The organism is Phreatobacter sp. (assembly GCF_022843985.1).
Lineage (GTDB): Bacteria > Pseudomonadota > Alphaproteobacteria > Rhizobiales > Phreatobacteraceae > Phreatobacter.
The window spans coordinates 49,331-73,978 of record NZ_JALHMP010000021.1; the positions used below are offsets into that span (position 1 = coordinate 49,331).

The window sequence follows — 24,648 nt, forward strand, 5'->3', positions numbered from 1 at the left end:
TTCATGCGAACCGGTAGCCGCTTCGCTCGAATATGCGTTCGGCCCTGTCAGCCGTGGTTGATGACGACGGTCTTGGAGGCGGAGAACTCGTAGAGCGCCTCGAAGCCCTTTTCCCGGCCGTGGCCGGATTTCTTGACGCCGCCGAAGGGCAGCTCGATGCCGCCGCCGGCGCCGTAGCCGTTGACGAAGACCTGGCCGCAGCGCATGGCGCGGGCCACCCGCATGGAGCGCTTCGCGTCGCGGCTCCAGACGCCGGCCACCAGGCCGAAATCGGTGCCGTTGGCGAGGCGGACGGCATCCTCCTCGTCGTCGAAGGGAATGGCCGAGAGGACGGGCCCGAAGACCTCGTCGCAGGCGAGACGGTTCGACCGCGGCACCGGGCCGAACAGCGTCGGCGCGACATAATAGCCGTTCGGCGGCAGGTTCGGCGCGAACTGACCCTCGGCGAGGACCGGAATGCCGTCGGCCCGGGCGCGGGCGAGGAAGTCCTCGACGCGCTTCTTCTGGCCGGGCGTGATCATCGGTCCGCAGTCGAGGTCCATGTCCCAGGCGCCGACGCGTACCGTGGCGAACCGCTCGGCGACGCGTGCCACCAATTCGTCATAGGCGGGGCGCTCGACCAGCATGCGCGAGCCGGCCGAACAGGTCTGGCCGGCATTCTGGATGATGGCGTTGACGAGGCTCGGTACCGCCGCGTCGAAATCGGCGTCCTTGAACACCACCTGGGGCGACTTGCCGCCGAGCTCGAGCGTGCAGCCGATATGGTTCTTCGCCGCCGCCGCCTGGATCAGCGTACCGACCTCGGGCGAGCCGGTGAAGGAGATGAAATCGATGCCGCGGTGGGAGGAGAGGGCCGCGCCGGCCTCCTCGCCCAGGCCGGTGACGAGGTTGAGGACACCCGGGGGAAAACCGACCTCCAGCGCCAGCTCGCTGATGCGGATCAGCGACAGGCAGGCATCCTCCGCCGGCTTGACCACGCAGGTATTGCCGCAGGCGAGCGAGGCGGCCACAGACCGGCCGAAGATCTGGGCGGGATAGTTCCACGGCACAATGTGGCCGGTGACGCCGTGAGGATCGCGTACCACGGCAACCGTGTAGCCGTTGAGGAAGGGGATGGTCTCGCCGTGCACCTTGTCGGCGGCGGTGCCGTAGAACTCGAAGTAGCGGGCGGCGGCGGTGATGTCGGCCTTGCCCTGCCGGGCCGGCTTGCCGGTGTCGATGCTTTCGAGGAAGGAGAGTTCGTCGTGGTTGGCGAGGATGGCCTCGCCAAGCTTGCAGAGCAGCCGGCCGCGCTCGGTGGCGGTCATGCGGCCCCACGGACCCTCCTCGAAGGCCTTGCGGGCGGCGGCGACTGCATGGTCGATGTCGGCGGCGCCGCTGCGCGGCATCTGGGTGAGGACGGTACCGTCCGACGGGCCGATCACGTCGAGGGTGGCCCCGCCCAGCGCGGCGACCGACCGGCCGTCGACGAGGTTGAGGAAGCGCGGGGGCATGGCACGGGCGGCAGGGCTGGTCTGGGTGGTCATGGTCTTCCCTTCCGGGCGGTGGTCGGCCTGAGGCCGCTGCAAATCGGGCCGGCACGCTAGCCTCTCGGCCTTGTCTTCCGAAAGAGGGGCACCGCATGGGAGCCCTTCCGCGCTGCGACCGGTCCTGTGTTCAGAGGCGTGCGGCGATCTGGGCGAGGCCCAGGACGCCGCCGATCCCGACCGCGATGCCGAGCAGGAACAGGACGAAGGCGCCAAGTCCCGAGAACCGGACGCCCTGACGCGGCGCGGGCGCCGCGGCGGGCTGCGGTGTCGTGTCCGGCCTCGCGGCGGTCGTGACGGCGACCGCCGGTTCGGCAGCCGGCGCTGCGATTCCCTGCATTGCGGTGGCGAAGGCCGGGGGAAGATCGGCCGGGGGCAGGGCAGGGGCAAGGTCAGCCGTCGCCGGCGGCAGGGCCAGAAGCCGCTCGCGCTCGATGAGACGGCGGGCGATATAGGCCGTGACGCGTTCGGCGACCGCGGCGAGGTCGGCGCTCTCGATCATCACGCGGCGGCCCTCGCGCGTGTCCTGCAGGAAGCGGTAGCTGCGCTTGTCGCGGGCGATCTCGACGAAGGCGATCATGTCGATCCAAAGGCGCGGCGTCATGCCGGGCGTGACGGCGACATCGAACAGGTCGACACCGCGGGGAATGTCGTCGAGCACCGGCTTCAGCCGGTCGTGAAGAATGTCGAGCCGGGCGATGTCGGCCTCGCGCAGCGCCACGACGACGCCGCTGCGCTCGGCCTCATCAATGCGGATGGCGCGGATCGTTTCGGTCAGGCTGGGAGCGGGCTTGGGGTCCATGGGAACCTCGCGGATGGATGGCCGGCGGAACCGGCTTGGTTAACCGCATCTAAGCATGTCCACGGGGCCGTCCCAAATCCGTGGCGGGAAAACCCCGGCCGAGAGGGCCGTTCCGTAGCGCCGCGACATCCATGCAGCAATGTGCCGCGACAGATCGCCGGCTTGTGAAGATGGTGGGCAAGGCTCGCCTGTCGGCGGCCACTTCGATCGTTCAGGGCGAGGGAAAGGCGGCCAACTGGCGCAGCGCCTCGCCGGCCACCATGGACACCGAAACGGCGACGTTGAGCGAGCGCAGGCCGGGGCGCATCGGGATGCGGATGCCGGCGTCGGCCGCGGTATGGACCGCCTCCGGCACGCCGGCCGATTCGCGGCCCGCCATGAGCACGTCACCAGGCCGGAAGGCGAAAGCGGCATAGGGCAGGGCCGCACGGGTCGTCATCAGAACCAGCCGGCGGCCCTCCGCCGCTCGCCAGGTCTCGAAGGCAGTGAAGTCGTCATGACGATTCCAGGTGACATGGTCGAGATAATCCATGCCCGAGCGCCTAAACGCCTTATCGGAAACCGGGAAGCCGGCGGGCTCGATGATGTCGACGGCGATACCGAGACAGGCGGCGAGCCGGAGGATGGTGCCGGTATTCTGGGCGATGTCGGGTTGGTAGAGCGCAATGCGGAACATCACCCAGTTTGAACCACAAGGTTTCAGTACGGAAGACCCTGCTCCGCGGTTCACCGCTCATACGAAGATGCCGTGCGGCGCAATGCCATGTTCACAAGCGCACACTGGACATCACCTTATAACGGTGCGAATAAGCGGCGCCGATTATGGTTCCCGCGCGGATTCCACCAAGCCTTCGGGCTGTTTCGGCGTGGCGGCGCCACCCCTGAAGGCTGCCGCGCGCCGGACCAGGTGGCGCGGTTGCGCTCCGCGCGCGATCGGCGCGATCTGGTCCCCATGGCGGGCCGACGAGCGAAAGGACGACGAGAAGTGGCAAGCGTTCAACATTCCGAGGGTGATCGCCGCGATTTCCTCTATCTGGCGACCGGGGCGACCGCAGCGATCGGCGCCGGTGCGGCGATCTGGCCCTTCATCAGTCAATTGGCCCCCGATGCCGGGACCATCGCAGCCGGCGCGCCGATCGAAATCGATCTCGCCGCGATCCCGGACGGTGGACAGATCAAGATCCTGTGGCGCGGCAAACCCTATTTCGTCCGCAGCCGCACCGAGGCCGAGATCAAGGCCGCCGTCGACGTGGAAATGTCCGCGCTGCGCGATCCGCAGCCCGACGCGGCGCGGGTGAAGGAGGGCCATGCCAAATGGCTGGTCATCGCTGCCAACTGCACCCATCTCGGCTGCGTGCCGCTCGGCAACCAGGGTGACTATGGCGGCTGGTTCTGCCCTTGCCACGGCTCCCACTTCGATACGTCGGGCCGTATCCGCAAGGGGCCCGCCCCGACCAACCTTCCCGTTCCGCAGTACACCTTCATCAGCGACACGCGCATCCGCATCACGGGTGCGGCGGCCACCGTCTGACGCCCGGATCCAGAGGTAACTCGACCATGCAGGGTCATTCGCACTACGTACCGACGTCGGGCATTGGCAAGTGGATGGACTCCCGTCTGCCCGTGCCGAGGCTGGTCTATGACAGCTTCATCGCCTATCCGGTGCCCAAGAACCTCAACTATTTCTACACGTTCGGCGCCATCCTGTCGTTCATGCTGGTGTCCCAGATCGTCACCGGCGTGGTGCTGGCGATGCACTACACCGCCCATGTCGACCTCGCCTTCAACTCCATCGAGAAGATGATGCGCGACGTGAACTACGGCTGGTTGATGCGGTATCTTCACGCCAACGGCGCCTCGATGTTCTTCGTCGCCGTCTACATCCACATGTTCCGCGGCCTCTATTACGGGTCCTACAAGGCCCCGCGCGAGGTCCTGTGGATCCTCGGCGTCATCATCTACCTACTGATGATGGCCACCGCCTTCCTCGGCTACGTGCTGCCCTGGGGCCAGATGTCGCTGTGGGGCGCCGTCGTCATCACCAACCTGTTCTCGGCGATCCCGCTGGTCGGCCCGACCGTGGTCGAGTTCCTGTGGGGTGGCTATTCGGTCGACAATCCGACGCTGAACCGCTTCTTCTCGCTCCACTACCTGCTGCCGTTCATGATCGCCGGCGTCGTGGTCCTGCACGTCTGGGCGCTGCACGTCACCGGCCAGAACAATCCGACCGGCGTCGAGGTGAAGGATGTGAAGAAGGATACTGTTCCCTTCACGCCCTATGCGACGATCAAGGATGCCGTCGGCCTGATCTTCTTCCTGATCTTCTTCATGTGGTTCGTCTTCTTCCAGCCGACCTATCTCGGTCATGCGGTGAACTTCGTTCCCGCGGATCCGCTGGTGACGCCGCCGCATATCGTGCCGGAATGGTATTTCCTGCCCTTCTACGCGATCCTCCGCGCCATCACCTTTGACGTCAATCTGATCATCTTCACCATCCCGTCGAAGCTCGGCGGCGTGCTGGCCATGTTCGCCGCCATCGCGGTGCTGGCCTTCCTGCCCTGGCTTGATACCTCGAAGGTGAAGTCCTCGGCCTATCGGCCGATGCACAAGCAGTTCTTCTGGGCCTTCGTCGCGGTGTGCTTGATCCTCGGCTGGCTCGGTTCCAAGCCTGCCGAATATCCCTACACGGTGTTGTCGCTGATCTTCACCGGCCTGTACTTCGCCTACTTCCTCGTCGTCCTGCCGCTTCTCGGCCTCTTCGAGACGCCCCGCAAGCTCCCAGCCTCCATCGCCGACTCGGTGCTGGGCAAGGCGCGGTCGGGCGGCGCGCCGGTGACGGCAGGGGCTGCGGCAGCACCGCAGACCAAGGGCTGAGGCGGGTAGAGAGCTTAAGGAACCACGATGATGAAGCGTTTCTCTCTCCGCATGGCGACGGCCGGGCTCGCGGGCCTGGTCCTTGCCTCGCTCGGCCCGGCTCAGGCCGCCGAGCAGGTCCCGCCTCCGCGCTTTAACTGGGCGTCGTCCGGTATCTTCGGTACTTTCGACCGGGCGCAGCTCCAGCGCGGCTTTCAGGTCTACAAGGAGGCCTGCGCCGCCTGCCACGGCATCGACCAGATGTCGTTCCGCAATCTCGCCCAGCCGGGCGGGCCTGAATTCTCGACAGCGCAGGCGGCGGCGATCGCGGCCGACTGGATGCACAAGGTGCGCGAGATCGGCGACGACGGTCAGCCCACGGAGCGCACGCCGCGCCTGGCCGACCGGATTCCCGGTCCTTTTGCCAACAAGAAGGCGGCCGAGGCGGCCCATGGCGGCAAGGCACCGCCGGACCTCAGCCTGATGCCGCGGGCGCGCTCTTACGAGCGCGGCTTCCCCTGGTTCCTGACGGATATCTTCACGCTCTACCAGGAGCATGGCGCCGACTATGTGAAGGCCTTCCTGACGGGCTACGAGGAAGGCAAGGAGACCCCGCCGGGCACGCATTACAACAAGTATTACCCGGGCAATTTCGTCGCCATGCCGAATGTGCTCCAGGACGGGCTGGTAACCTATTCGGATGGATCGCCGCAGACGGCGAAGCAATATGCCGCCGACGTCACGGCCTTCCTGATGTGGACGGCGGAGCCGCACATGGAGCAGCGCAAGCGCATCGGCTTCCAGGTGCTGCTGTTCCTGCTGGTTCTTGGCGGCCTGACTTACTTCACCAAGAAGAAGGTCTGGAAGAACGTCGAGGGGCACGCCTGAGGCATGTCCTTTCGCCGGTGACTTGACCAAGGGCCGCGTGAGCGGCCCTTTTTCATGGGACAGGCCCCGTAACGTCACGCAGCCTTCGCACGAATCCGGTGCGTGCGACACGAAGGCCGGACACCGGACAGGGAGATGCAGGATGACCAGAGCCGTGCTCGGCGTGATCGGAGGCTCCGGCATCTATGACCTGCCGGGTCTCGAAGGGCTTGAGGAGTTTGCCGTGTCCTCGCCCTGGGGCGAGGCCTCCGACGTCCTGCGCCGCGGGCGGATCGGCGCCACCGAGATCGTCTTCCTGCCGCGGCACGGGCGCGGGCATCGCTTCAGCCCGTCCGACATCAACTATCGCGCCAATATCGACGTGCTGAAGCGGGCCGGGGTGACCGATCTCGTGTCGCTGTCGGCGGTCGGCTCGTTCAAAGGCGATCTGCCGCCCGGCCATTTCGTGCTGGCGGACCAGTTCGTCGACCGGACCTATCTCCGCCCGTCGAGCTTCTTCGGCAAGGGCTGCGTGGCCCATGTGGCCTTTTCCCATCCGGTCGCGCCGCTGCTGCAGAAGCGGCTGGCGGCGGCGGCCGAGGCCGAGGGTATCGCCCACCAGATCGGCGGCACGGCGGTGTGCATGGAGGGGCCCGCCTTCTCCACCCTGGCCGAGAGCCTGTTCCACAAGGGCCAGGGCTGGGATCTGATCGGGATGACCTCCATGCCCGAGGCCAAGCTCGCCCGCGAGGCGGAGATCTCCTATGCCTTCGTCGGCATGGTGACGGATTTCGACGCCTGGCACGAGGAGGTGGGCCCGGTGGACGTCTCGCAGGTGATCCATCACCTGCATTCCAACGCCGACAAGGGCCGCCGCCTCGTGGCGCGGCTCGCCCGCGACTTTCCCGCCGCGCACGAGCCGTGCCCGATCCATTCCGACCGGGCGCTCGAACATGCAGTCATCACCGCTGCCGAACACCGTGACCCGGCGCTTGTGGCCAAACTCGACGCCGTGGCCGGTCGCGTTCTGGTGCGCTGAGGCGTCAGAGCCAGCCGAAGGGGCCGCCGAAATAGCCGTCGCGCCAGGCTCCGAAGCCCCAGAAGAAGATGGCACCGACAAGGTTGAGGATGAGCGCCACCGCGATGAAGGCGGGAATGGCCGCCAATGCCGCCTTGAAGAAGAAGCCGACCAGCCGGGTGAAGGGAACGTCAATGGCGGTGACGGTGATCGGGGTCGGCTGGTAGGGGGCCGGGCCGGCCGGTGCCTGCGGCATGGTCATGGTGTGTCTCCATCGTCCTGGTCCGGCCTCCCCGCGCGATGGTCTGGGCAGGTTACCGTGTGCGCTAGAGTTAGAAGCGGCGTCGGTGTGGCGCCAATGAATTCGCGGTAAGGTTTCGCCGCCGACGGAGGGACAGCATGGCCGAGGACGCGGATCTCAAGGCGACGGTGCGGACGATTCCGGACTATCCCAAGCCGGGCATCATGTTCCGCGACATTACCACGCTGCTCGGCGATGCCCGCGGCTTTCGACGTGCCGTCGACCTGCTGGTCCAGCCCTATGCCGGCGGCAAGATCGACCAGGTGGCGGGTATCGAGGCGCGGGGCTTCATTCTCGGCGGCGCCGTGGCCCACCAGCTCTCCGCCGGCTTCGTGCCCATCCGCAAGAAGGGCAAGCTGCCGCACCAGACCGTGCGCATGGCCTATGCGCTGGAATATGGCACCGACGAGATGGAGATCCATGTCGACGCGATCCGCCCTGGCGAGAAGGTCATCCTGGTCGATGATCTCATCGCGACGGGCGGCACGGCAGAGGGCGCGGTGAAGCTCTTGCGCCAGATCGGCGCTGAGGTGGTGGCCGCCTGTTTCATCATCGACCTGCCGGACCTTGGCGGGGCGGACAAGCTCCGGGCCATGGGCGTGCCGGTGCGCACGCTGATGGCGTTTGGCGGGCATTGAGGGACCCATCACCAATGGAGGTGGATGGCGCCGCTCGCCCCTGCCGTTGGCGGACAGAGCCCGCATTGCAGCCGGCTGCTTGGTATTACGGGCCGTTGGTCGGCCGCCGGCGCCTCACAACCGCCAGGGGCTGGCGCTGAACCTGGCGCTGACGAAGTCGAGGAAGGCGCGCACCTTGGGGAGCCTCTGGCGCCCCGGCGGAAAGACCAGGTGCATGGGAATCGGATCATCGACATGGGTGTCCGGGAGAAGCCGGACCAGGCGCCCCTCGCGGATCGACGGGGCGGCCAGCATGTCTCCGACCCGTGCAATGCCCAGGTCAGCGAGAGCAAGGGCCAAGGCTCCTTCCGCCGTGCCGATGCGGACCGGTCCCTGCACGGTGATCTGGCTGAGTTGGCCGTCCTCCCGAAAGGGCCAGCGCGCCATATCCGCCGTGGTGGTGATGGCAAGGCAGGCGTGACGGGCAAGATCGGCCGGCCGTTTCGGAACGCCGTGGCGCTCCAGGTAGGCGGGGGAGGCGACAATGACGCGGCGGATCTCGGCGAAGCGACGGGCGACGAGGCGCTCGTCGGTGACCGGGCCGGTGCGGATGGCCACGTCCAGTTCCTCGCCGATGACATCGCAGATGCGGTCCTCGACCGTCAGATCGAGACGGATATCCGGATAGGCGGCACCGAAGGCGACGAGGGCGGGGGCGAGCTGGCGCATGGCGAAGCTGATGCCGGAATTGACGCGGAGCCTGCCCTGGGGACGCCCGCCGCTCGCCATCGCCACAGCTTCGGCATCGTCGATCGCGCCGATGATGCGGCGGGCGGAATCGAGGTAGTCCTGCCCGGCCGGCGTCGGGACGATGCGCCGGGTTGTGCGCTCGAGCAGGCGGACACCGAGCCTCTGCTCCAGCCGCGTGATAGCCTTGGAGACGGCCGATGGCGTCACGCCAAGATGCACTGCGGCGGCGGTGAAACCGCCGCGGTCGACCGCGGCGACCAGAATCTCCATCGCTTCGGCACGGTCCATTGGTGCCTCCAGTTCCAGAATGAGTGGAACCATAGCCTGATTATCCACCGTGCGGAACAAGCCTAGCCTTCCTCCGTCACCATGATGGCGACGCAGGAGACTTCGCGATGGACCCTCGGACCGATCACCGGGACGGTTTCAACTATGAGGAAGCACGACGCCGGGCGCAGCGCGAGCGCGCGCTCGCCTGGCGTTCCGGGTGGCGATGGCTTTGGCAACTGTTCGGGCGCCCGCCGCGCCCTCACAGCGGCACGAAGACCGAGCCGTCGAACGAAAACACCAGTTCGCCCCGCTGGTTCTCGCCGGTGTTGAGGGAGAAGACGATGCCCCAGCCCGGGCGCGAGGCCAGCGGCCGCTTGGACACATATTCGGTGAAGTAGGTCACCGTGTCGCCGGCACGGACCGGCCGCGGCCATTTCAGGTTCTTGAAGCCGCCGGAGGGGCCGTTCCATTGCGGCGGCAGGCCCTTGGCCGCGCGGTCGGTGGCGATGCGCTGGGACTGCTCGACGCGCATGCGCATCCAGACGCTGCCGGTGTGCCAGCCGGAGGCCACCAGGCCGCCGAAATGGGTGGCGGCGCCGCCTTCCTCCGACAGGTGGAAGGGCTGGGGATCGTAGAGCCGCGCGAAGCCGATGATGGCCTCCGGCGTGAAGGTGTAGGCGCCGAGACGTTCCCGTTCGCCGAGGACGATGTCGTCATACATGTCAGGCTGCGTCCTGGCTGCGCCGGGCAAAGAAGATCGGATTGGTCTGTTCCATGACCACCTCGCCCTTCTGGTTCATCAGGTCGAAGCGGAAACGCACCACGCCGCGGTCGGGCCTGGAGGCTGACGGCCGGGCGTCGAGGATCTCGCGGCGGACGGAGAGCACATCGCCGGGAAAGACCGGGCGGATCCACTTCACCTCATCAATGCCGGGCGAGCCGATGGAGGTGGAGCCGTCCATGAAGTGGTCGAACATCATGCGCATCAGGATCGAACAGGTGTGCCAGCCTGACGCGGCGAGGCCGCCCAGCATGGAGGCGCGGCCCGCCTCATCGTCGAGATGGAAGGGCTGGGGGTCGAACTGGCTGGCGAAGGCGATCACCTCCTCCTTCGTCACCGCATAGGCGCCGAAGGTGGTGATCTCGCCGGGGACGAAATCCTCGAAGGCGGGATAGGGCGTGCCTGTCATCATGGCATCCGGCGCTTTGGCTTTTCCGCCTTATGCCGGAAACGAAGGGTTTCGTCGCGCTGGACCTTCGGCCGAGTTGGGGGAGGAGTGACGGCGCGTTTGAGCCGGAGCAACCTGCAGAGCGCAAACGCGTCCTTCGAGGCTCGGCCAAGTGGCCTCGCTCCTCAGGATGAGGAATGTTCGAGCGCTGCACGACGCCCGTCGACGCCACAGCCGTCGGTCCCCGTCACTACCCTTCTCATCCTGAGGAGCGAGGCCACTTGGCCGAGCCTCAAGGACGCACTTGGGTCGTGCCGTAAGGTGCGGCCCTGCGCCGGGGCCGAATGCCGGGCGAGTGGCCGAGGATTTATGCGCAGGGGGCCCACCCCCCTCGCGCCTCAATTGGCGAAGCGGAAATGCAGCACGTCGCCGTCGGCGACGACATAGTCCTTGCCTTCGAGGCGGAGCTTGCCGGCGTCGCGGGCCCCCGCCTCGCCGCCCAGCGCCGTGTAGTCGGCGAAGGCGATGGTTTCGGCGCGGATGAAGCCCTTCTCGAAATCGGTGTGGATCACCCCGGCCGCCCCCGGCGCCTTGGTGCCCCTGGTGATGGTCCAGGCGCGTGCCTCCTTGGGGCCCACGGTGAAATAGGTGACGAGGGCGAGGAGCTCGTAGCCGGCCCGGATGACCCGGTTGAGGCCGGGCTCGGCGAGGCCGACGGCCTCGAGGAAATCGTTTTGGTCCTCGGCCGCCATGACGGCGATCTCGCTCTCGATCTTGGCGGAGACGACAACGGCCTTGGCGCCCTCGGCCTTGGCCCGCGCGAAGACGCGGGCCGAGAAGCTGTTGCCCTGGTCGGCGGAGGCCTCTTCGACATTGCAGACATAGAGAACGGGCTTCGACGTGAGGAGGTTCAGCATCGCGAAGGTCTTCGCCTCCTCCGGCTTGACCTCGGTCATGCGGGCGGGGCGGCCGTCGCGCAGGTGGACCAGGGCGCGGTTGATCAGGTCGACCTGCTCCTTGGCCTCCTTGTCGCCGCCCTTGGCCTTCTTCTCGAGGCTGACGACCCGCTTTTCCAGGCTCTCGAGGTCGGCGAGCATCAACTCGGTCTCGATGGTCTCGATATCGGCGATCGGGTCGACCTTGCCCTCGACATGGGTGATATCGCCGTCCTCGAAGCAGCGGACGACATGGGCGATGGCGTCGACTTCACGGATATTGGCGAGGAACTGGTTGCCGAGCCCCTCGCCCTTGGAGGCGCCGCGAACGATGCCGGCAATGTCGACGAAGGTGATGCGGGTCGGGATGATCTGCTGCGACTTGCCGATGGCCGCGAGCTGGTCAAGGCGCGGGTCGGGCACAGCGACGTCACCGACATTCGGCTCGATCGTGCAGAACGGGTAATTGGCCGCCTGCGCTGCCGCAGTCTGCGTCAGGGCGTTGAAGAGGGTCGACTTGCCGACGTTCGGCAGGCCGACGATGCCGCATTTGAAACCCATGGGAGGTCCGATCTGAAACTGTGCCGCCTTGTCGAATGCATGGCGGGGGGTGTCAAGGGAGAGGTCAGGCTTTCGGCGCGTCCTTCGCCTCACCGGGACGCTTCACCTCACCCCAGCCGCGGCCCTCCATGGCGAGGTGGATGCGGTTCTGGAAGGCGACGTCCTCGCCGGCGGCGAGCAACTCGGCATGGTCGGCGCAGGCGTCGCAGAGGTCCTCCACCCAGGGCATCTCAGCCTTGGCGAAGTCATTGAGCACATAGGCATGGACCAGCGCCTTGTCGCCGGGATGACCGATACCCATGCGCACGCGGCGGTAGTCGTTGCCGCACTGGGCGGTGATCGAGCGCAGGCCGTTATGGCCGGCATTGCCGCCGCCGGTCTTCACCCGCAGCCTGGCGGGGGGAAGGTCAAGCTCGTCGTGGAAGATGACGACCGCGGCGAGATCGATCTTGAAGAAGCGCATGGCCTCGCCGACGGCCCGGCCGCTCTCGTTCATATAGGTGCCGGGCATCAGCAGCAGCACCTTGTGCGCACCGACGGCGCCTTCCGCACAGAGCCCCTGGAAGCGCTGCCGCCAGGGGCCGAAGCGATGGCGGCGGTGGATCGCGGCGGCTGCCATGAAGCCGATATTGTGCCGGTTGTTCTGGTACTTCGCCCCGGGATTGCCGAGGCCTGCCATGAGGATCATCGGTCCTAGTCCGTCAGCTGCCGAGGGTCTGGCCTCAAACGAAAGGGGCGCCCCGCTTGAGGGCGCCCCGATGCGGGAAACTTGCGGGGCGCGGGGCCCCGGCGGATCATTTCTTGGCGGCAGGTGCAGGGGCCGCCGCCGGGGCGGGCTCTGCCTCGGCCGGCGCCATGACCGACAGGATCGTGACGTTTTCCTTGGTCGCCGGGCGGGTGCCGGCCGGCAGCTTGATGTCGGCAATATGCAGCGTGTCGCCGATGCCCATGCCGGAGATGTCGATCTCGACGCCGTCCGGGATATGGTCGGCGTTGCACAGCAGCGACAGCGAATGGAGAACGAGATTCACCGTGCCGCCGAGTTTCACGCCGGGCGCGGTATCGGCACCATGGATGTGGATCGGAATGTCGACGCTGATCTCGGCACCGGCGCCGAGGCGCAGGAAGTCGACATGGACAGGCGTGTCCTTGACCGGATCGAGCTGGTAGTCGCGCGGGATGACGCGGTGCTTCTCGCCGTCGACCTCGAGGGTGAAGACGGTCGACTTGAAGTGTCCGGCGTAGATCCGCAGGTGAAGGGTCTTGTAGTCGAGCGAGATCAGCACGGGGGGCTTCTTGTCCCCGTAGATGACGCCGGGCACGCGGCCCAGACGACGTTCAGCGCGTGCGGCCCCCTTGCCGCCCTTCGCGCGGACCGTCGCCGACAACGTTTCGTTGGCAGCCATGGTCGTGTTCTCCAAAAGAAAGACCCATGGCGGGAGCCTCCAGGGGTGCGGAGAATGCCACGGGACGGCCGGCCTATAGCGGAAATGGGGGGGAGGGGCAAGCGGGCCGGGATGGCCGGCCGCCTGCAACAAGGGCGCGGACCCACGCAGCAGGATGGACACAGAACCATGGGACGGTCGAAGCTGCGGTGAGGTATAGCGCCGGGCCGCACGGTCCTACGGCGGCCGAGGCCCGGCCGGGCGTGACGGGAGACATGACATGCGGGCTGCGCTGATCATCGGCATGACGCTGGCGGCGACGGGCGTTGCGGAAGCGGGGCCGGTCTTCGACCGTCTGACGGGATCGTCGGTCAGGACCGATCCCTGTTTCGCCCGCGCCTATGACGCGGATCACCTCGCTCGCAACCCGCGGCAGAGGGTGGTGCGTTTCCATCTGGTGCGCGCGCGGGTGGACGTCGCGGACGAGAACCGCCCGCAGCGTTTCACCGTCCGCGTCGGCTTCCGCCTGCGCAACGACCGCGACGTCTACGAGACCAATGCCATCTGCACGGGGAACGGTACCCTGGCCGACTGTAGCGGGGAGGGCGATACCGGAGTCTTCCGCGTGATCCTCGCCGGTGAGGCGCTGCGCGTCGAGGTGGAGCGGCTCGAGGTCGAGGGCCGACGCGGGTCCAGTCCCGACCTCGCCCGCAGCGACGACCGGGTGTTCCTGCTGCGCCCCGCAGCCGCCGCCGCTTGCGCGGCCGGCTGAGCGATCAGCCGTCGCGGCCGAGGACGCCGTCGAGGGCCGATTTCAGGTTTTCCAGCGACAGCGGCCGGTAGGTGAAGACGACACGGCTGGCACCGGCCGGTACCTCGACGCCGCGGAACAGGACGTCGGAGCGCAGCAGCGGCTTGCGCTCGCCATTCACCTCGACCTCCCAGCCCGGGTACCAGGGCTCGTGCAGGCTCAGGACGGTCGAGACGCGGGCATCCACGGCGATCTCGATGCGGTCGGGGCGCCAGGCGGTGATCTCCGCCTTGCCGGGCGAGCGCATCAGCGCCTGGACGGCGGGGGAGAGCGTCGCGGCGGCACGGCCGTCACGCGCGGCCGTGGTCGGCGCCGGAGCGCTTGCGGCCGCGGCGATGCGTGCCGGGCTCAGGTCGTCGTCGTCGTCAATCATGACCTCCGATGTTCCACTCGAGGGCGGGAACAGTCCGGCATCGACGAAGGCATCGGCATCCGCGACCCGGACGATACTGGCCAGGGCGACGCGCGGCGCGGCGTCCGGCAGGCGGTAGATCCAGGCGGTCGGGCCGGCCATGATCGTCTCCACCGTCGACCATTGGGCAAGATGCGGCATCCGTTCGATCGGCCGGTCGAGCACGATGTATTCGAGGCCGAGGAGCTTGCCGAGATCGCAGCTGTAGCCGGGGAACGACGTCGGGAAGCGGCGGTGGAAGACCGTGTAGGGGCTCTCGCCCGGCGCGACGAGCCGGTCATAGGCGCCAATGCGCAGCGGGTTGTAGCCGTTGGTGGCCTCGAGGCCATAGACCATCGCCGCGTTCTGCCAGGGGCCGCCGAGGCCGACGATCTCCACCCGCGGACGTGTCGCGGCGGAGCTGTGGCGTTTCATTTCGCGGGTGAGCGTCGCAATGATCTGCGCATCGCGTCCGGCGGGTTTCTCCAGGAAGGCATAGGTGGCGCGCGGCTCGGCGTTCATCGAGGAGGCTGCATTGCGCAGCACGAGTTCGCCCGCGGTGAAGGCGACAGCGAGGCTGGCGGCCGCCAGGCGCAGACGCGGGGTCTTCGGCCAGGCCAGGAGGACGACGAGGGCGACATAGATCGGCGCCACCTTGGCGATGGCAAGCGCGGAGTCCCAGCCCTTGCCCGAGACGCTCGAGAAGTGCACAGCCCAGGCGAGGACCGAGACCACGGCAAGAGCGACCGGCACGGCGACGAGACGGTTCACCCGCGGCAGCCCGTTGCGCACATAGTCGGCGACGAGGAAGCCGGCGAGATAGGCCAGCGCCAGGACGACGACGAAGAGGCCACCGACCGGACGGCGGAACTGCGAGACGCCAGGGGCATATTGGAAGAGCAGCGGGAAGAGCGGCGTGTAGCGTCCAAGGGCGTAGCAAAGCGCGACGAGAGCGACGGCGGCGAAGACCCGGCGTCCCGACGCCACCAGCCGGCCGCCGGCGAGGCCGTGCCAGAGCACCAGCAGCGCGGTGAGCGAACCGACGAAGAGATAGTTGAATGCCCGGTCGGTGCTGTCGATGCCCGGGCGGGTTCCGTGGCTCGGCCCCCAGTCGCCCGTGGCGCTGGGCTGCAGCGAGCCGAGCACGTCGGGCACGAGGAAATTGGCGAAGTTGACCGGGTACCAGGAGGAGGTCAGGGCATAGGCGAGGTCGATCCCCGGCCTGTTCGAGAAGGCGGCGAACTGGGCGGTGAGCAGCAGCGGCACGGCCATCAGCGCCACGCCGAGGATCGCCATGAGGGCGAACAGGTGCAGGCGGCCGAGGAGGAAGCGCCAGGGCTGCGGCTGCGTCACCACCTGCCGGATCGCCATGACGGCGAGGAGCACGCAGAGCAGCATGGGCGTCTGCGTCCGTCCGAGGGCGATGACAGCCGCGACGACGGTGAAGCCGATGGCCGCGAGGATCGAGCGGCGGCCGAGGGCGATGTCGAGCAGCAGCAGTGCGAGCGGGAAGAGGCCGAAGGCGGTGATGATGCCGACATGGTTCATCCGCCCCGAGACGACGCCGCCGAGCATGAAAATGGTGGCCGCCAGGACCGACCCGGCCGCCGGCCAGCCGAGCCGGTAGCCATGCACAACGAGGGCGAGCCCGCCGATGAGCAGGTGCGCATAGACGATGAAATCGAAGGCGAACATGGTCGGCTCGGCATCGAACCAGGCCCAGATCAGAAAGGGCGGCTGGAAGATCAGCGACTGGGGGTCGGCGATGCTCGGGTGGCCGGCATAGTGATAGGCGTTCCAGAACGGGGTGGCGCCGGAATGGAGCGAGGAGGCGAGGAAACGGAAGAAGGCGTAGAACTGGTTCTTTGAATCCCAGGGCACGACAAGATCGTAGAGCCACCATTGCAGCCAAGCGGCGGTCCAGATCGCCATGACGGCCGCAAGTGCGGCCCACAGTCCGGCCCGGGATGAACCCGCCAGCCGTGACATCCAGGATTTCGGGGGCAGGGCATGCGGTATGTGCGCGCCGCGACCGGTGGCACCAACCCGAACTTGCAACGACACGTCAGCCCCCCGGGACCGGATGATGGTCCGCGGACATCACTGAAACGTGATCGATCGTGTTTTTCAAGTGATTTGTCCGCGGTTCCGCGCCAGTGACCACAGCGCAGATTTACCGCACGTGAACAGCGCCGCGGGTTGCAGCGGCGGGCCCGGACGGCGATAAGCTTTCCCCATGTCCACCGCAGAGCGCGCCCGATCCACCCATGGCGGCCTCAGAGGCCTGATCTCCAACGGGGCGATCCGGCTGCGCGCCGTGGCCGAGACGGCCGGCAAGCGCTTCAACGACCTGATGCCGAAAGGGCTCTATGCCCGCTCCCTGATCATCGTCATCGCGCCGATCGTCATCCTCCAGTCGGTGGTCGCCTATGTCTTCATGGAGCGCCATTGGCAATTGGTGACACACCGCCTGTCAGCGGCGGTCACCCAGGACATTGCGGCTCTCATCGACGTGCAGCGCACCTATCCTCAGGATCGCGACTACGCGACGCTGCGGCGCCTCGCGCGCGAGCGCCTCAGCCTGCTGCTGGAGATATTGCCGCCGGAGCCGCTGCCGCTGCCGGGACCCAGGCCCTTCTTCGATGTGCTGGACGCCGCCCTGTCCCGCGAACTGGCGCTGCAGGTCGGCCGGCCCTTCTGGGTCGACACGGTCGGCAATTCGGCGCTGATCGAGATCCGGATCCAGCTCGAGGACGGCAAGATCATGAAGGTCTTCGCCCGCCGCGGCATGGCCTATGCCTCCAACAGCCACATCTTCCTCGTCTGGATGGTCATCGCCTCACTGGTGCTGATCGGCATCGCGATCCTCTTCCTGCGCAACCAGATCCGACCGATCCAGGCGCTGGCCGCCGCAGCTGAGGATTTCGGCAAGGGGCGCGACGTCGCCGGCTTCCGGCCGCGCGGGGCGAGCGAAGTGCGCCAGGCGGCGCTCGCCTTCATCGAGATGCGGCGGCGGATCGAGCGGCAGATCGACCAGCGCACCACAATGCTGGCCGGTGTCAGCCACGACCTGCGCACCATCCTCACGCGCTTCAAGCTGGAACTGGCACTGCTGCCGGAAGGCCCCGAGACCGAGGCGCTGCGCCGCGATGTCGACGAGATGGGGCGGATGGTGGAGGGCTATCTGTCCTTCGCCCGTGGCGATGCCGGAGAAGCGCCGGCCATGACGGACATCGAGGCCTCGCTCCGGGAGATCGGCAACGATGCCGAGCGCACCGGTGCCAGGACCTCGGTCGCTTTCCACGGCATGGCCACGGTGAAGGTTCGGCCGGATGCTTTCCGCCGCTGCATCTCCAACCTGGTGGTCAATGCGGCCCACCACGGCGACACGATCGCCATTGCCGGCCATCGCGATCATCGCTGGCTGACGGTCACGGTCGACGATGACGGGCCGGGGATTCCCGCCGGCCGGCGCGAGGACGTATTCAAACCGTTCATGCGGCTCGACGATGCCCGCAACGTCGATGACGGCGGTTCGGGGCTCGGCCTCGCCATCGCCCGCGACATCGCCCGCTCCCATGGCGGGGAGATCACGCTTGGGGACAGCCCGCTCGGTGGCTTGCGGGCGACAGTGCGCGTGCCGGTCTGACCCGTGATGGTCCCTCAGGCGGTGGCCGAGATGTCCTCGCCGGTCCAGCGACGCCGTGCCGCCAGAACCACGTCATGGGCGAAGAGCGACAGGTGTCCGGCGGCGATGGCGGTGGACAACGCCATGCCGAACAGCCAGTAGCCCGGCATGGACGAGAGCGCATTGGTGGGCGATGGGATGCGCGAGGCCTGGTCGAGCAGCGGCTGGGCCACAACCGACAGGACGACGAGTCCGGCGATGCCGGCCATGACAATGGCGGTGGAGCGGATATTGGCGAGCGGAACGCTCGGCCCGAGCAGCGGGCGCAGCGCCCCCACCAGGACGAGGGTCAGCACGACGGCCCAGGAGACCGCGTGCATACCGGCATAGACCTGGGCCTCGAAAACACGGTTGGCGGCGAGGAGCACGTCCACCCGGGCGACAAGCGTGTCGGGCGACATCCAGAAGATGGCGAGGCGATAGCCGGGCACGGGATCGATCAGGCCCCAGCCCGTCGTCAGGGCAGCAAAGCCGGCCGCTGCGAGATAGATCCCGCAGAACGTGATGACGAGGCGTCGCATGCCATTCTCCCGCAGTCCCCGCGAGGACCCTAGGAGCCGCCCCCGGTGCCGGCAACGATAAGGTTAAGAAATGGTTAACGCCAATGCCCGTATCGGGCTTTCGGAGGGATTGCTGCGGCGGCTGAAGGGCCTAACCTGGGGCTGTCAGAACGGGAGAGCGCTCCATGTCCGGCACCGATGTGATGCCCGCCGCGATCCGCCACTGGCATGCCGTTGCTGCGGCGCGCGACGTCGCCGGCCTGGAGACGCTGCTGGCCGCGGATGCCGTCTTCGAAAGCCCGGTGGTGCATACGCCGCAGGTGGGCCGTGCCATCGTCACGCGCTACCTCGCCGCGGCCTTCCAGGTGCTCAACAACGTGGGCTTCCACTATCCCAACCAATGGTTCGGCGAGCGCTCGGCGGTGCTGGAATTCGCCACCGAAATCGACGGCATCGCCGTCAACGGCATCGACATGATCAGTTGGGATGACCAGGACCGGATCACGCATTTCAAGGTGATGATCCGGCCTCTGAAGGCGATCAACCTCGTGCATGAGAAGATGCGCGAAACGCTGATGGCGATGGGTCCGCGGCCCGCCTGAGCTTTCGCGTCAGCGATTGCAGACGGTCGGCGTGGAGACCGGCTGGCCGGCCGGGCGGAACTTGAACACCTGGGAACCGCCGAGCAGCTGACCGTTCGGGACCCAATCGCCGGCCGTCGCCATGGCGGGCGGGCTGGCGGTGCAGAGACAGGCGCCGCAATAGGTGATGGCGCGGGGTCCCATGGACTGGGCCGGCGACTGGCCGGGGCCGGAGGCCTGGGCGGAAGCGACGAAGCCCGCGGCGAGGACGAGAGCGGCGGCGGTGGCGCGGATGAGGGACATGGTCTGTCTCCGGGTCGGCGGCGCTGGAGCGGGTTGGCCGCGTAACGATGAACTTGACCATGGGTCGCCGGCAGACGGCGAAAGGTTCAAGCGTTCGGCGACAGAATGGTCGGCTCAGCCGCGCGGGACCGACCGGCAGGCTGAGGCGGTCTGGGCAGGGTCGCGGGGATGAAAGCGCAGGGTGATATGGTCACCCATGCGGCCCGAGGGCCGCCAGTCGCCGGGCGTGGCCATCTCCGGCCTGTCCTCGTCGCAGAGGCAGCCGGTGCAATAGAGGACGGCGGTCGCCTGGTGACGCGGTGCATCGCCGGCAAGGCCCATGGCCCCGACGAGCGCGAAGCCGGCCGCAGCAAGCGTGGAGAGAGGCGAGACGGGCATCGGAACGACCTTCCGGTGCAATGACCACCGTCAGAACAGCGCGGCAAGGGTAAAGGTTCCCTTAAGACCGGCATTGGCAGTTGGACATCCCGGCGAGAGGCGCCGTGTCGCCTGGGATCGTCGCGAAGAGAGGCCCTGAAGCCACCCACTTGACCATGGGTCGCGGCGCGGCGGCGGAAGGTTCAACAAAAAACCCGCCCCGGTGCGGGGGCGGGTTTCTCGGCCGTCACGGAGGCGGCGGGAGGCTCAGCGCAGTTCGGCGCAGAACTTCTGGATCTTCTCGCAGGCCGAGGTCAGCACCTCGGTGGATTCGGCATAGGAGAGGCGGAAGGCGGGGCCAAGGCCGAAGGCCGAACCGTGGACGATGGCGACGCCCTCGCTCTCGACGAGTTCCATGGCGAAGTCCTCGTCGGTGGCGATGGTCTTGCCGGCGGCAGTCTTCTTGCCGATCACGTTCTTCAGCGAGGGATAGACGTAGAAGGCGCCCTCGGGCGTCGGGCAGGACAGGCCGCTGGCCTGGTTGAGCATCGAGACGACGAGGTCGCGGCGCTGCTCGAAGGCCTTGCGGCGCACGGGGATGTAGTCCTGCGTGCCGTTCAGCGCCTCGACGCCCGCCCACTGGGCGATGGAATTGGCGCCGGAGGTCTGCTGGCCCTGGACGAGGTCCATCGCCTTGATGAGGTGCTCGGGACCGGCGGCATAGCCGATGCGCCAGCCGGTCATCGAATAGGCCTTGGACAGCCCGTTCATGGTGAGGGTGCGCTCGTAGAGGGCGGGCTCGACCTGGGCCGGCGTGGTGAAGGTGAACTCGCCATAGACCAGGTGCTCATACATGTCGTCGGTGAGAATCCAGACATGGGGATGCTTCATCAGCACGTCGGTCAGCGCCTTCAGCTCCTCGCGGGTATAGGCGGCGCCCGTCGGGTTGGACGGCGAGTTGAAGAGGAACCACTTGGTCTTCGGCGTGATCGCCCGGTCGAGCGCCTCGGCGGTCAGCTTGTAATTGGTCTCCGGGCCGGCCGAGACGAAGGTCGGCGTGCCGCCGCAGAGCGCGACCATCTCGGGATAGCTGACCCAGTAGGGCGCCGGGATGAGAACCTCGTCGCCGGCGTTCAGCGTCGCCATGAAAGCGTTGAAGAGAACCTGCTTGCCGCCGGTGCAGACGATGGCCTGCTGCCACTTGTAGTCGAGCCCGTTCTCGCGCTTGAACTTGGCGACGATGGCCTGGCGCAGCTCGGTGATGCCGGAGACGGCCGTGTACTTGGTCTTGCCGTCGGCGATCGCCTTGATCGCCGCCATCTTGATGTTATCCGGCGTGTCGAAGTCGGGCTCGCCGGCGGAGAGGGAAATGACCTTCTTGCCCTGCGCATTCAGGTCACGGGCCTTCTGCGCCATGGCGATGGTGGCAGAGGGCTTCACGCGCTTCAGGGCGTCGGCAAGAAAGGCCATCGGTCGACTCCGTCGGGTTTGAAAATCTCCGCAGGCGCGTTATGACCACGGCAATCGTTTCCCGCGGCGCCTCGGCATTCCGGCGGGACGTTTAGTCGCGCCGGCAGGGGCGAACAAGCGAAAAACATTCATAGAAGCCATCATCCTGGAGGGACCCCATGACGACCATCCACAAGGCGACGCGACGCAGCGTCCTTCTCGGCCTCGCCACGCTCGCCGCAACGCCGTCCATCCGTTCGGCATCGGCCCAGACCTGGGCTCCCTCGCGGCCCGTGAAGCTGGTCGTCGCCTATCCGGCCGGCGGCCCGACCGACGGCATCGCCCGCATCGTCGCCCAGGACCTGTCGATGACGCTCGGCCAGCAGGTGGTGGTCGAGAATGTCGGCGGCGCCTCCGGGTCGATCGGTACCCGCCAGGTCGCCAGGGCCGATCCGGACGGCCACACGATCACATTCGGCAACAACCAGACGCACGGCAACAACATGTTCCTGCTGAAGGAGCCCGGCTATGATGCGGTGAAGGATTTCGCACCTCTCGCCGGCGCCGGTGCCTTCGAGCATATCTTCGTCGTCAAGAACGACCTGCCGGTGAAGACCATTCCCGAGCTGATCGCGCTGGCGAAGTCCAAGCCCGGCGAGCTCAATTACGGCTCGACCGGCGTCGGTTCCGGCTCGCACCTGTCCACCGAACTCTTCATGGTGCGCACCGGCATCAAGATGACGCATGTGCCGTATCGTGGCGCCGCTCCGCTGGTGCAGGACATCGTCGGCAGCCGCATCGACGTCGCCAATTCCACCATGGCGAGCGTCTTCACGCAGATCCAGGCCGGGACGCTGCGTGGCATTGCCATCGGCTCGCCGAAGCGCAACGCCCAGCTGCCGAACGTGCCGACGCTGCGCGAGCAGGGCGTCACCAATGCGGATGCCGAGAGCTGGACCGGCTTCTTCGCACCCGCCGCGACCCCGCAGCCGGCCCTCGACCGCCTGTCGCGGGAGATTCTGGCCTCGCTCGCCAAGCCGACCGTGGTGGATGCCATCACCAAGCTCGGCTTCACCATCACGGCGCGCGACCCGGCGGCGTTCCGGCCGTATCACGCCCAGGAGATGCAGACCTGGGCGGAGATCATCCGCGCCGCCAACATCCAGCCTTCGGGCTGAGGCCTGCATTACCGAAATCTTCAGACGGCCATGGCTTCATGCGGACGCGCCCGATCGCGACCGCATGAAGACCCCCGCGCTGTCCAAGAGGTTTCGGTGAGCCCTACCCCCGCCGCTGCAATTGCCGACGCCGTCCGCGCCGACTGGCGCGACATTCCCCGCGCCCTTGGCAGACCCGCCCTCGCCATCTGGGCGACGGTCGCCACCCTCGCGCTGCTCGTTGCCATCACCTTTCCGCTGGCCGGCCTGACGCTGTCGCCGCGGGACATCGCCCTCAATGCGGCCCTGTCCGCGGTGCTGCTGGCCGGGGCGGCCTTCTACACCTGGGTCCGGCCCGACGAACGCATCGCCCGGCTGCTGCACGCCGCGCCGCAATTCGTGCTGATGACCTTTCTCGGTGGGGCCCTGTCCTATTCGGCGATGGCGACGACCCTGCCGCTCTGGGATGCGACCTTCGACGCGATGGACAAGGCACTTGGGTTCGATTGGCCGGCCCTTCTCGCCTGGACCGGCCGCCATCCCGACCTCGCGCTGATCCTCAAGCTCGCCTATGCCTCGATGCTGCCCCAGATGGCACTGGTCATCGTGGCGCTGGTCACCGTCAGGGCCTTCGGCGAACTCGACCGGTTCATTCTCGCCTTCGGCCTCGCCGCGCTGATGACCATGGCCGTCTGCGCCGTGACGCCGTCGCTCTGCGCGGGCTATTTCTACCGCGACGCCGTCGCGGCCCAGCCGCATCTCGGGCTGACGTGGAACTCGGTCACCCATGTGCTGGCGCTCCGGTCCGGCGAGATGACCTTCGTCTCCATGGCGACGGCCGAGGGCATCGTCACCATGCCGAGCTTCCATACGGTGAGTGCAATCCTGTTCATCATCGCCTTCTGGCATGTGGTCTGGCTACGCTGGCCGGGGCTCGTTCTGAACGTCGCCATGCTCGCCGCGACGCCGATTGTCGGCGGCCATTATCTCGTCGATCTCATCGCCGGTCTTGCGGTCGCCCTGGCGGCGCGCTGGCTGGCGGTGCGCATGATTCCGAACGGCGTCGGAGAGGTCAGGCTCGAGCTGCGCCCCGCCGGCTGACTTCGCCGCAATCGTTCGCTATAACGAACAGCATGAGCCTGATCCTCCACGCCATGCAACGTTCGGCCAATTGCTACAAGGTGCGCCTCCTTCTGGCGCATCTCGGGCTGCCTTTCGTTCTGAAGGATGTCGATTTCCTGCGTGGCGATACCCGCACGCCGACGTTCCTGGCCATGAACCCGCTCGGCCGCGTGCCGGTGGTCCAGCTCGATGATGCCACAGTGCTGGTCGAGTCCGACGCCATCCTGACCTATCTCGGCGAGGGCACGCATTTCGTGCCGCAGGACAAGGTTGAGCGCGCCATCATGATGCAGTGGCTGTTCTTCGAGCAGAACGCCCATCACCCCTCGATCGGTGAGGCCAGGTTCTGGATGTCGCTGGTTCCGGGCGGCCGCGAACTGAAGCGCGATCTCATCGACGACTGGATGGAGCGGGCCGAGCGGGCGCTCTCCCGCATGGAGACGCAGCTCGCGGCGACTCCCTATATCGCCGGTCACCGTTTGACGCTCGCCGATCTGGCGCTCTATGCCAACACCCATCTCGCTCACGAGGCCGATATCGACCTCGCCCTGTTTCCCGCGGTGCGCGACTGGGTGGCGCGGATCGCGGCGCTGCCGGGCCATGTGGGCATGGACTGGCGCCCGGCGCCGCTGGAACAGACGAGGGCGCCATGACGGTCAGGGTGCAGCGCGAGGACTTCGATCTCGGCGTCGAGGTCAGGCGGCTCACCGCCGGTCGCGTCGAGGTCGGAGCGGTTGCGACCTTCACCGGCCTGTGCCGCGGCCAGACCGGCGCGACGACGGTCGGTGCCATGACCCTGGAGACCTATGAGGCCATGGCCCTCGCCGAGCTGCAGCGGATCGAGGACGAGGCGCGCAACCGCTGGCCGCTGACCGATGTGCTGGTCGTTCATCGTTTCGGGCGGATGGAGCCCGGCGACAACATCGTGCTGGTCGTGACGCTGTCCGAACATCGGCAGGCCGCCTTCGCCGCCGCCGAGTTCATCATGGACTTTCTGAAGACGCGGGCGCCGTTCTGGAAATTCGAGGAAACGGACAAAGCCGGCGGCTGGGTCGCGGCCAAGGACGGCGACGATGCGGCGGCCGATCGGTGGACGCAGACCTGACGCAACCTGGCTTTGGCTGCCGACCCCGGGGGCTCGGGATGTGACCCAGCTTCCGCAACGGTCTTAACCTCGCGCAAATGATGAAGTCGGTTTGTTGCCGGACGTGCGATTGTTTTAGTCAAAATGCGAG

At 67.3% G+C, this 24,648-nt stretch carries 27 protein-coding genes; 12 read left to right on the forward strand and 15 right to left on the reverse strand.

Features of this window, described 5'->3' with window-relative positions; all coding sequences use genetic code 11:
- Positions 1-47: 47 nt before the first annotated feature.
- The 3 genes from Q0C57_RS14825 to Q0C57_RS14835 all read right to left on the reverse strand — a co-directional run bounded on the left by Q0C57_RS14825 (position 48) and on the right by Q0C57_RS14835 (position 3,004).
- Positions 48-1,493 carry an aldehyde dehydrogenase family protein gene (locus Q0C57_RS14825; RefSeq protein ID WP_296577239.1) on the reverse strand — a complete coding sequence of 482 codons (1,446 nt, stop codon included), beginning with the start codon at positions 1,491-1,493 and terminating at the stop codon, positions 48-50.
- 163 nt (positions 1,494-1,656) lie between these two features.
- Entirely contained in the window at positions 1,657-2,328 is a 672-nt protein-coding gene (locus Q0C57_RS14830) for a hypothetical protein (RefSeq protein ID WP_296577208.1), read from the reverse strand.
- A 211-nt stretch (positions 2,329-2,539) separates the two neighbouring features.
- Entirely contained in the window at positions 2,540-3,004 is a 465-nt protein-coding gene (locus Q0C57_RS14835) for a tRNA (cytidine(34)-2'-O)-methyltransferase (RefSeq protein WP_296577209.1), read from the reverse strand.
- Positions 3,005-3,280: 276 nt separating this feature from the next.
- Between Q0C57_RS14835 and petA the strand changes: the two genes are divergently transcribed.
- From petA to Q0C57_RS14855, 4 genes are all read left to right on the forward strand, one after another.
- A complete protein-coding gene (gene petA / locus Q0C57_RS14840) occupies positions 3,281-3,859 on the forward strand; it encodes a ubiquinol-cytochrome c reductase iron-sulfur subunit (protein WP_296577240.1) in 579 nt (192 codons plus the stop codon).
- Positions 3,860-3,885: 26 nt separating this feature from the next.
- A complete protein-coding gene (locus tag Q0C57_RS14845; RefSeq protein WP_296577210.1) occupies positions 3,886-5,202 on the forward strand; it encodes a cytochrome b/b6 in 1,317 nt (438 codons plus the stop codon).
- 30 nt (positions 5,203-5,232) lie between these two features.
- Positions 5,233-6,069 (forward strand): cytochrome c1, encoded by an 837-nt coding sequence (locus Q0C57_RS14850; RefSeq protein WP_296577211.1) that lies wholly within the window; start codon positions 5,233-5,235, stop codon positions 6,067-6,069.
- Between the two features lie 142 nt (positions 6,070-6,211).
- Positions 6,212-7,087: an S-methyl-5'-thioadenosine phosphorylase gene (locus tag Q0C57_RS14855; RefSeq protein WP_296577212.1), complete on the forward strand. Its 876-nt coding sequence runs from the start codon at positions 6,212-6,214 to the stop codon at positions 7,085-7,087.
- A gap of 4 nt (positions 7,088-7,091) precedes the next feature.
- On the opposite strand, the gene Q0C57_RS14860 is transcribed toward Q0C57_RS14855, so the two are convergent.
- On the reverse strand, positions 7,092-7,328 hold the full coding sequence (locus Q0C57_RS14860; RefSeq protein WP_296577213.1) for a hypothetical protein: 237 nt from the start codon (positions 7,326-7,328) through the stop codon (positions 7,092-7,094).
- Between the two features lie 137 nt (positions 7,329-7,465).
- Between Q0C57_RS14860 and Q0C57_RS14865 the strand changes: the two genes are divergently transcribed.
- A complete protein-coding gene (locus Q0C57_RS14865) occupies positions 7,466-8,005 on the forward strand; it encodes an adenine phosphoribosyltransferase (protein ID WP_296577214.1) in 540 nt (179 codons plus the stop codon).
- A 114-nt stretch (positions 8,006-8,119) separates the two neighbouring features.
- Here the strand turns inward: Q0C57_RS14865 and Q0C57_RS14870 are convergent, their stop codons facing one another.
- From Q0C57_RS14870 to Q0C57_RS14895, 6 genes are all read right to left on the reverse strand, one after another.
- Entirely contained in the window at positions 8,120-9,055 is a 936-nt protein-coding gene (locus Q0C57_RS14870) for a LysR family transcriptional regulator (protein ID WP_296577215.1), read from the reverse strand.
- 208 nt (positions 9,056-9,263) lie between these two features.
- Positions 9,264-9,725 carry a MaoC family dehydratase gene (locus Q0C57_RS14875; RefSeq protein ID WP_296577216.1) on the reverse strand — a complete coding sequence of 154 codons (462 nt, stop codon included), beginning with the start codon at positions 9,723-9,725 and terminating at the stop codon, positions 9,264-9,266.
- A gap of 1 nt (position 9,726) precedes the next feature.
- Positions 9,727-10,194: a MaoC family dehydratase gene (locus Q0C57_RS14880; protein WP_296577217.1), complete on the reverse strand. Its 468-nt coding sequence runs from the start codon at positions 10,192-10,194 to the stop codon at positions 9,727-9,729.
- Positions 10,195-10,571: 377 nt separating this feature from the next.
- Positions 10,572-11,669 (reverse strand): redox-regulated ATPase YchF, encoded by a 1,098-nt coding sequence (ychF, locus tag Q0C57_RS14885; protein ID WP_296577218.1) that lies wholly within the window; start codon positions 11,667-11,669, stop codon positions 10,572-10,574.
- A 64-nt stretch (positions 11,670-11,733) separates the two neighbouring features.
- Positions 11,734-12,357: an aminoacyl-tRNA hydrolase gene (gene pth, locus Q0C57_RS14890; protein ID WP_296577219.1), complete on the reverse strand. Its 624-nt coding sequence runs from the start codon at positions 12,355-12,357 to the stop codon at positions 11,734-11,736.
- A 106-nt stretch (positions 12,358-12,463) separates the two neighbouring features.
- Positions 12,464-13,075, reverse strand: coding sequence for a 50S ribosomal protein L25/general stress protein Ctc (locus Q0C57_RS14895; RefSeq protein ID WP_296577220.1), 612 nt, complete (start codon positions 13,073-13,075; stop codon positions 12,464-12,466).
- A 259-nt stretch (positions 13,076-13,334) separates the two neighbouring features.
- On the opposite strand from Q0C57_RS14895, the gene Q0C57_RS14900 reads away from it, so the two are divergent.
- Positions 13,335-13,826, forward strand: a complete 492-nt coding sequence (locus Q0C57_RS14900; protein WP_296577221.1) for a hypothetical protein — start codon at positions 13,335-13,337, stop codon at positions 13,824-13,826.
- Positions 13,827-13,830: 4 nt separating this feature from the next.
- On the opposite strand, the gene Q0C57_RS14905 is transcribed toward Q0C57_RS14900, so the two are convergent.
- Positions 13,831-16,188: a hypothetical protein gene (locus tag Q0C57_RS14905; protein ID WP_296577222.1), complete on the reverse strand. Its 2,358-nt coding sequence runs from the start codon at positions 16,186-16,188 to the stop codon at positions 13,831-13,833.
- A 304-nt stretch (positions 16,189-16,492) separates the two neighbouring features.
- Here Q0C57_RS14905 and Q0C57_RS14910 point away from each other — a divergent pair, with 304 nt between their 5' ends.
- Complete coding sequence (locus Q0C57_RS14910; RefSeq protein ID WP_296577223.1) at positions 16,493-17,905, forward strand: ATP-binding protein; 1,413 nt, start codon at positions 16,493-16,495, stop codon at positions 17,903-17,905.
- 14 nt (positions 17,906-17,919) lie between these two features.
- Here the strand turns inward: Q0C57_RS14910 and Q0C57_RS14915 are convergent, their stop codons facing one another.
- Positions 17,920-18,465 (reverse strand): hypothetical protein, encoded by a 546-nt coding sequence (locus Q0C57_RS14915; protein WP_296577224.1) that lies wholly within the window; start codon positions 18,463-18,465, stop codon positions 17,920-17,922.
- Between the two features lie 164 nt (positions 18,466-18,629).
- On the opposite strand from Q0C57_RS14915, the gene Q0C57_RS14920 reads away from it, so the two are divergent.
- Positions 18,630-19,046 carry a nuclear transport factor 2 family protein gene (locus Q0C57_RS14920; RefSeq protein WP_296577225.1) on the forward strand — a complete coding sequence of 139 codons (417 nt, stop codon included), beginning with the start codon at positions 18,630-18,632 and terminating at the stop codon, positions 19,044-19,046.
- A 9-nt stretch (positions 19,047-19,055) separates the two neighbouring features.
- Here the strand turns inward: Q0C57_RS14920 and Q0C57_RS14925 are convergent, their stop codons facing one another.
- From Q0C57_RS14925 to Q0C57_RS14935, 3 genes are all read right to left on the reverse strand, one after another.
- Positions 19,056-19,328, reverse strand: a complete 273-nt coding sequence (locus Q0C57_RS14925) for a hypothetical protein (protein WP_296577226.1) — start codon at positions 19,326-19,328, stop codon at positions 19,056-19,058.
- Between the two features lie 114 nt (positions 19,329-19,442).
- Positions 19,443-19,706: a hypothetical protein gene (locus Q0C57_RS14930; RefSeq protein ID WP_296577227.1), complete on the reverse strand. Its 264-nt coding sequence runs from the start codon at positions 19,704-19,706 to the stop codon at positions 19,443-19,445.
- Positions 19,707-19,952: 246 nt separating this feature from the next.
- Positions 19,953-21,155, reverse strand: coding sequence for a pyridoxal phosphate-dependent aminotransferase (locus tag Q0C57_RS14935; protein ID WP_296577228.1), 1,203 nt, complete (start codon positions 21,153-21,155; stop codon positions 19,953-19,955).
- A gap of 158 nt (positions 21,156-21,313) precedes the next feature.
- Between Q0C57_RS14935 and Q0C57_RS14940 the strand changes: the two genes are divergently transcribed.
- The 4 genes from Q0C57_RS14940 (at position 21,314) to Q0C57_RS14955 (ending at position 24,518) form a co-directional block, all read left to right on the forward strand.
- A complete protein-coding gene (locus Q0C57_RS14940) occupies positions 21,314-22,312 on the forward strand; it encodes a tripartite tricarboxylate transporter substrate binding protein (protein ID WP_296577229.1) in 999 nt (332 codons plus the stop codon).
- Between the two features lie 96 nt (positions 22,313-22,408).
- On the forward strand, positions 22,409-23,392 hold the full coding sequence (locus Q0C57_RS14945; protein WP_296577230.1) for a phosphatase PAP2 family protein: 984 nt from the start codon (positions 22,409-22,411) through the stop codon (positions 23,390-23,392).
- Between the two features lie 32 nt (positions 23,393-23,424).
- Complete coding sequence (locus Q0C57_RS14950) at positions 23,425-24,066, forward strand: glutathione S-transferase family protein (RefSeq protein WP_296577231.1); 642 nt, start codon at positions 23,425-23,427, stop codon at positions 24,064-24,066.
- Positions 24,063-24,518 (forward strand): molybdenum cofactor biosynthesis protein MoaE, encoded by a 456-nt coding sequence (locus Q0C57_RS14955; RefSeq protein WP_296577232.1) that lies wholly within the window; start codon positions 24,063-24,065, stop codon positions 24,516-24,518. Before Q0C57_RS14950 ends, Q0C57_RS14955 begins: the two co-directional genes overlap by 4 nt.
- The last annotated feature ends 130 nt before the right edge of the window (positions 24,519-24,648 follow it).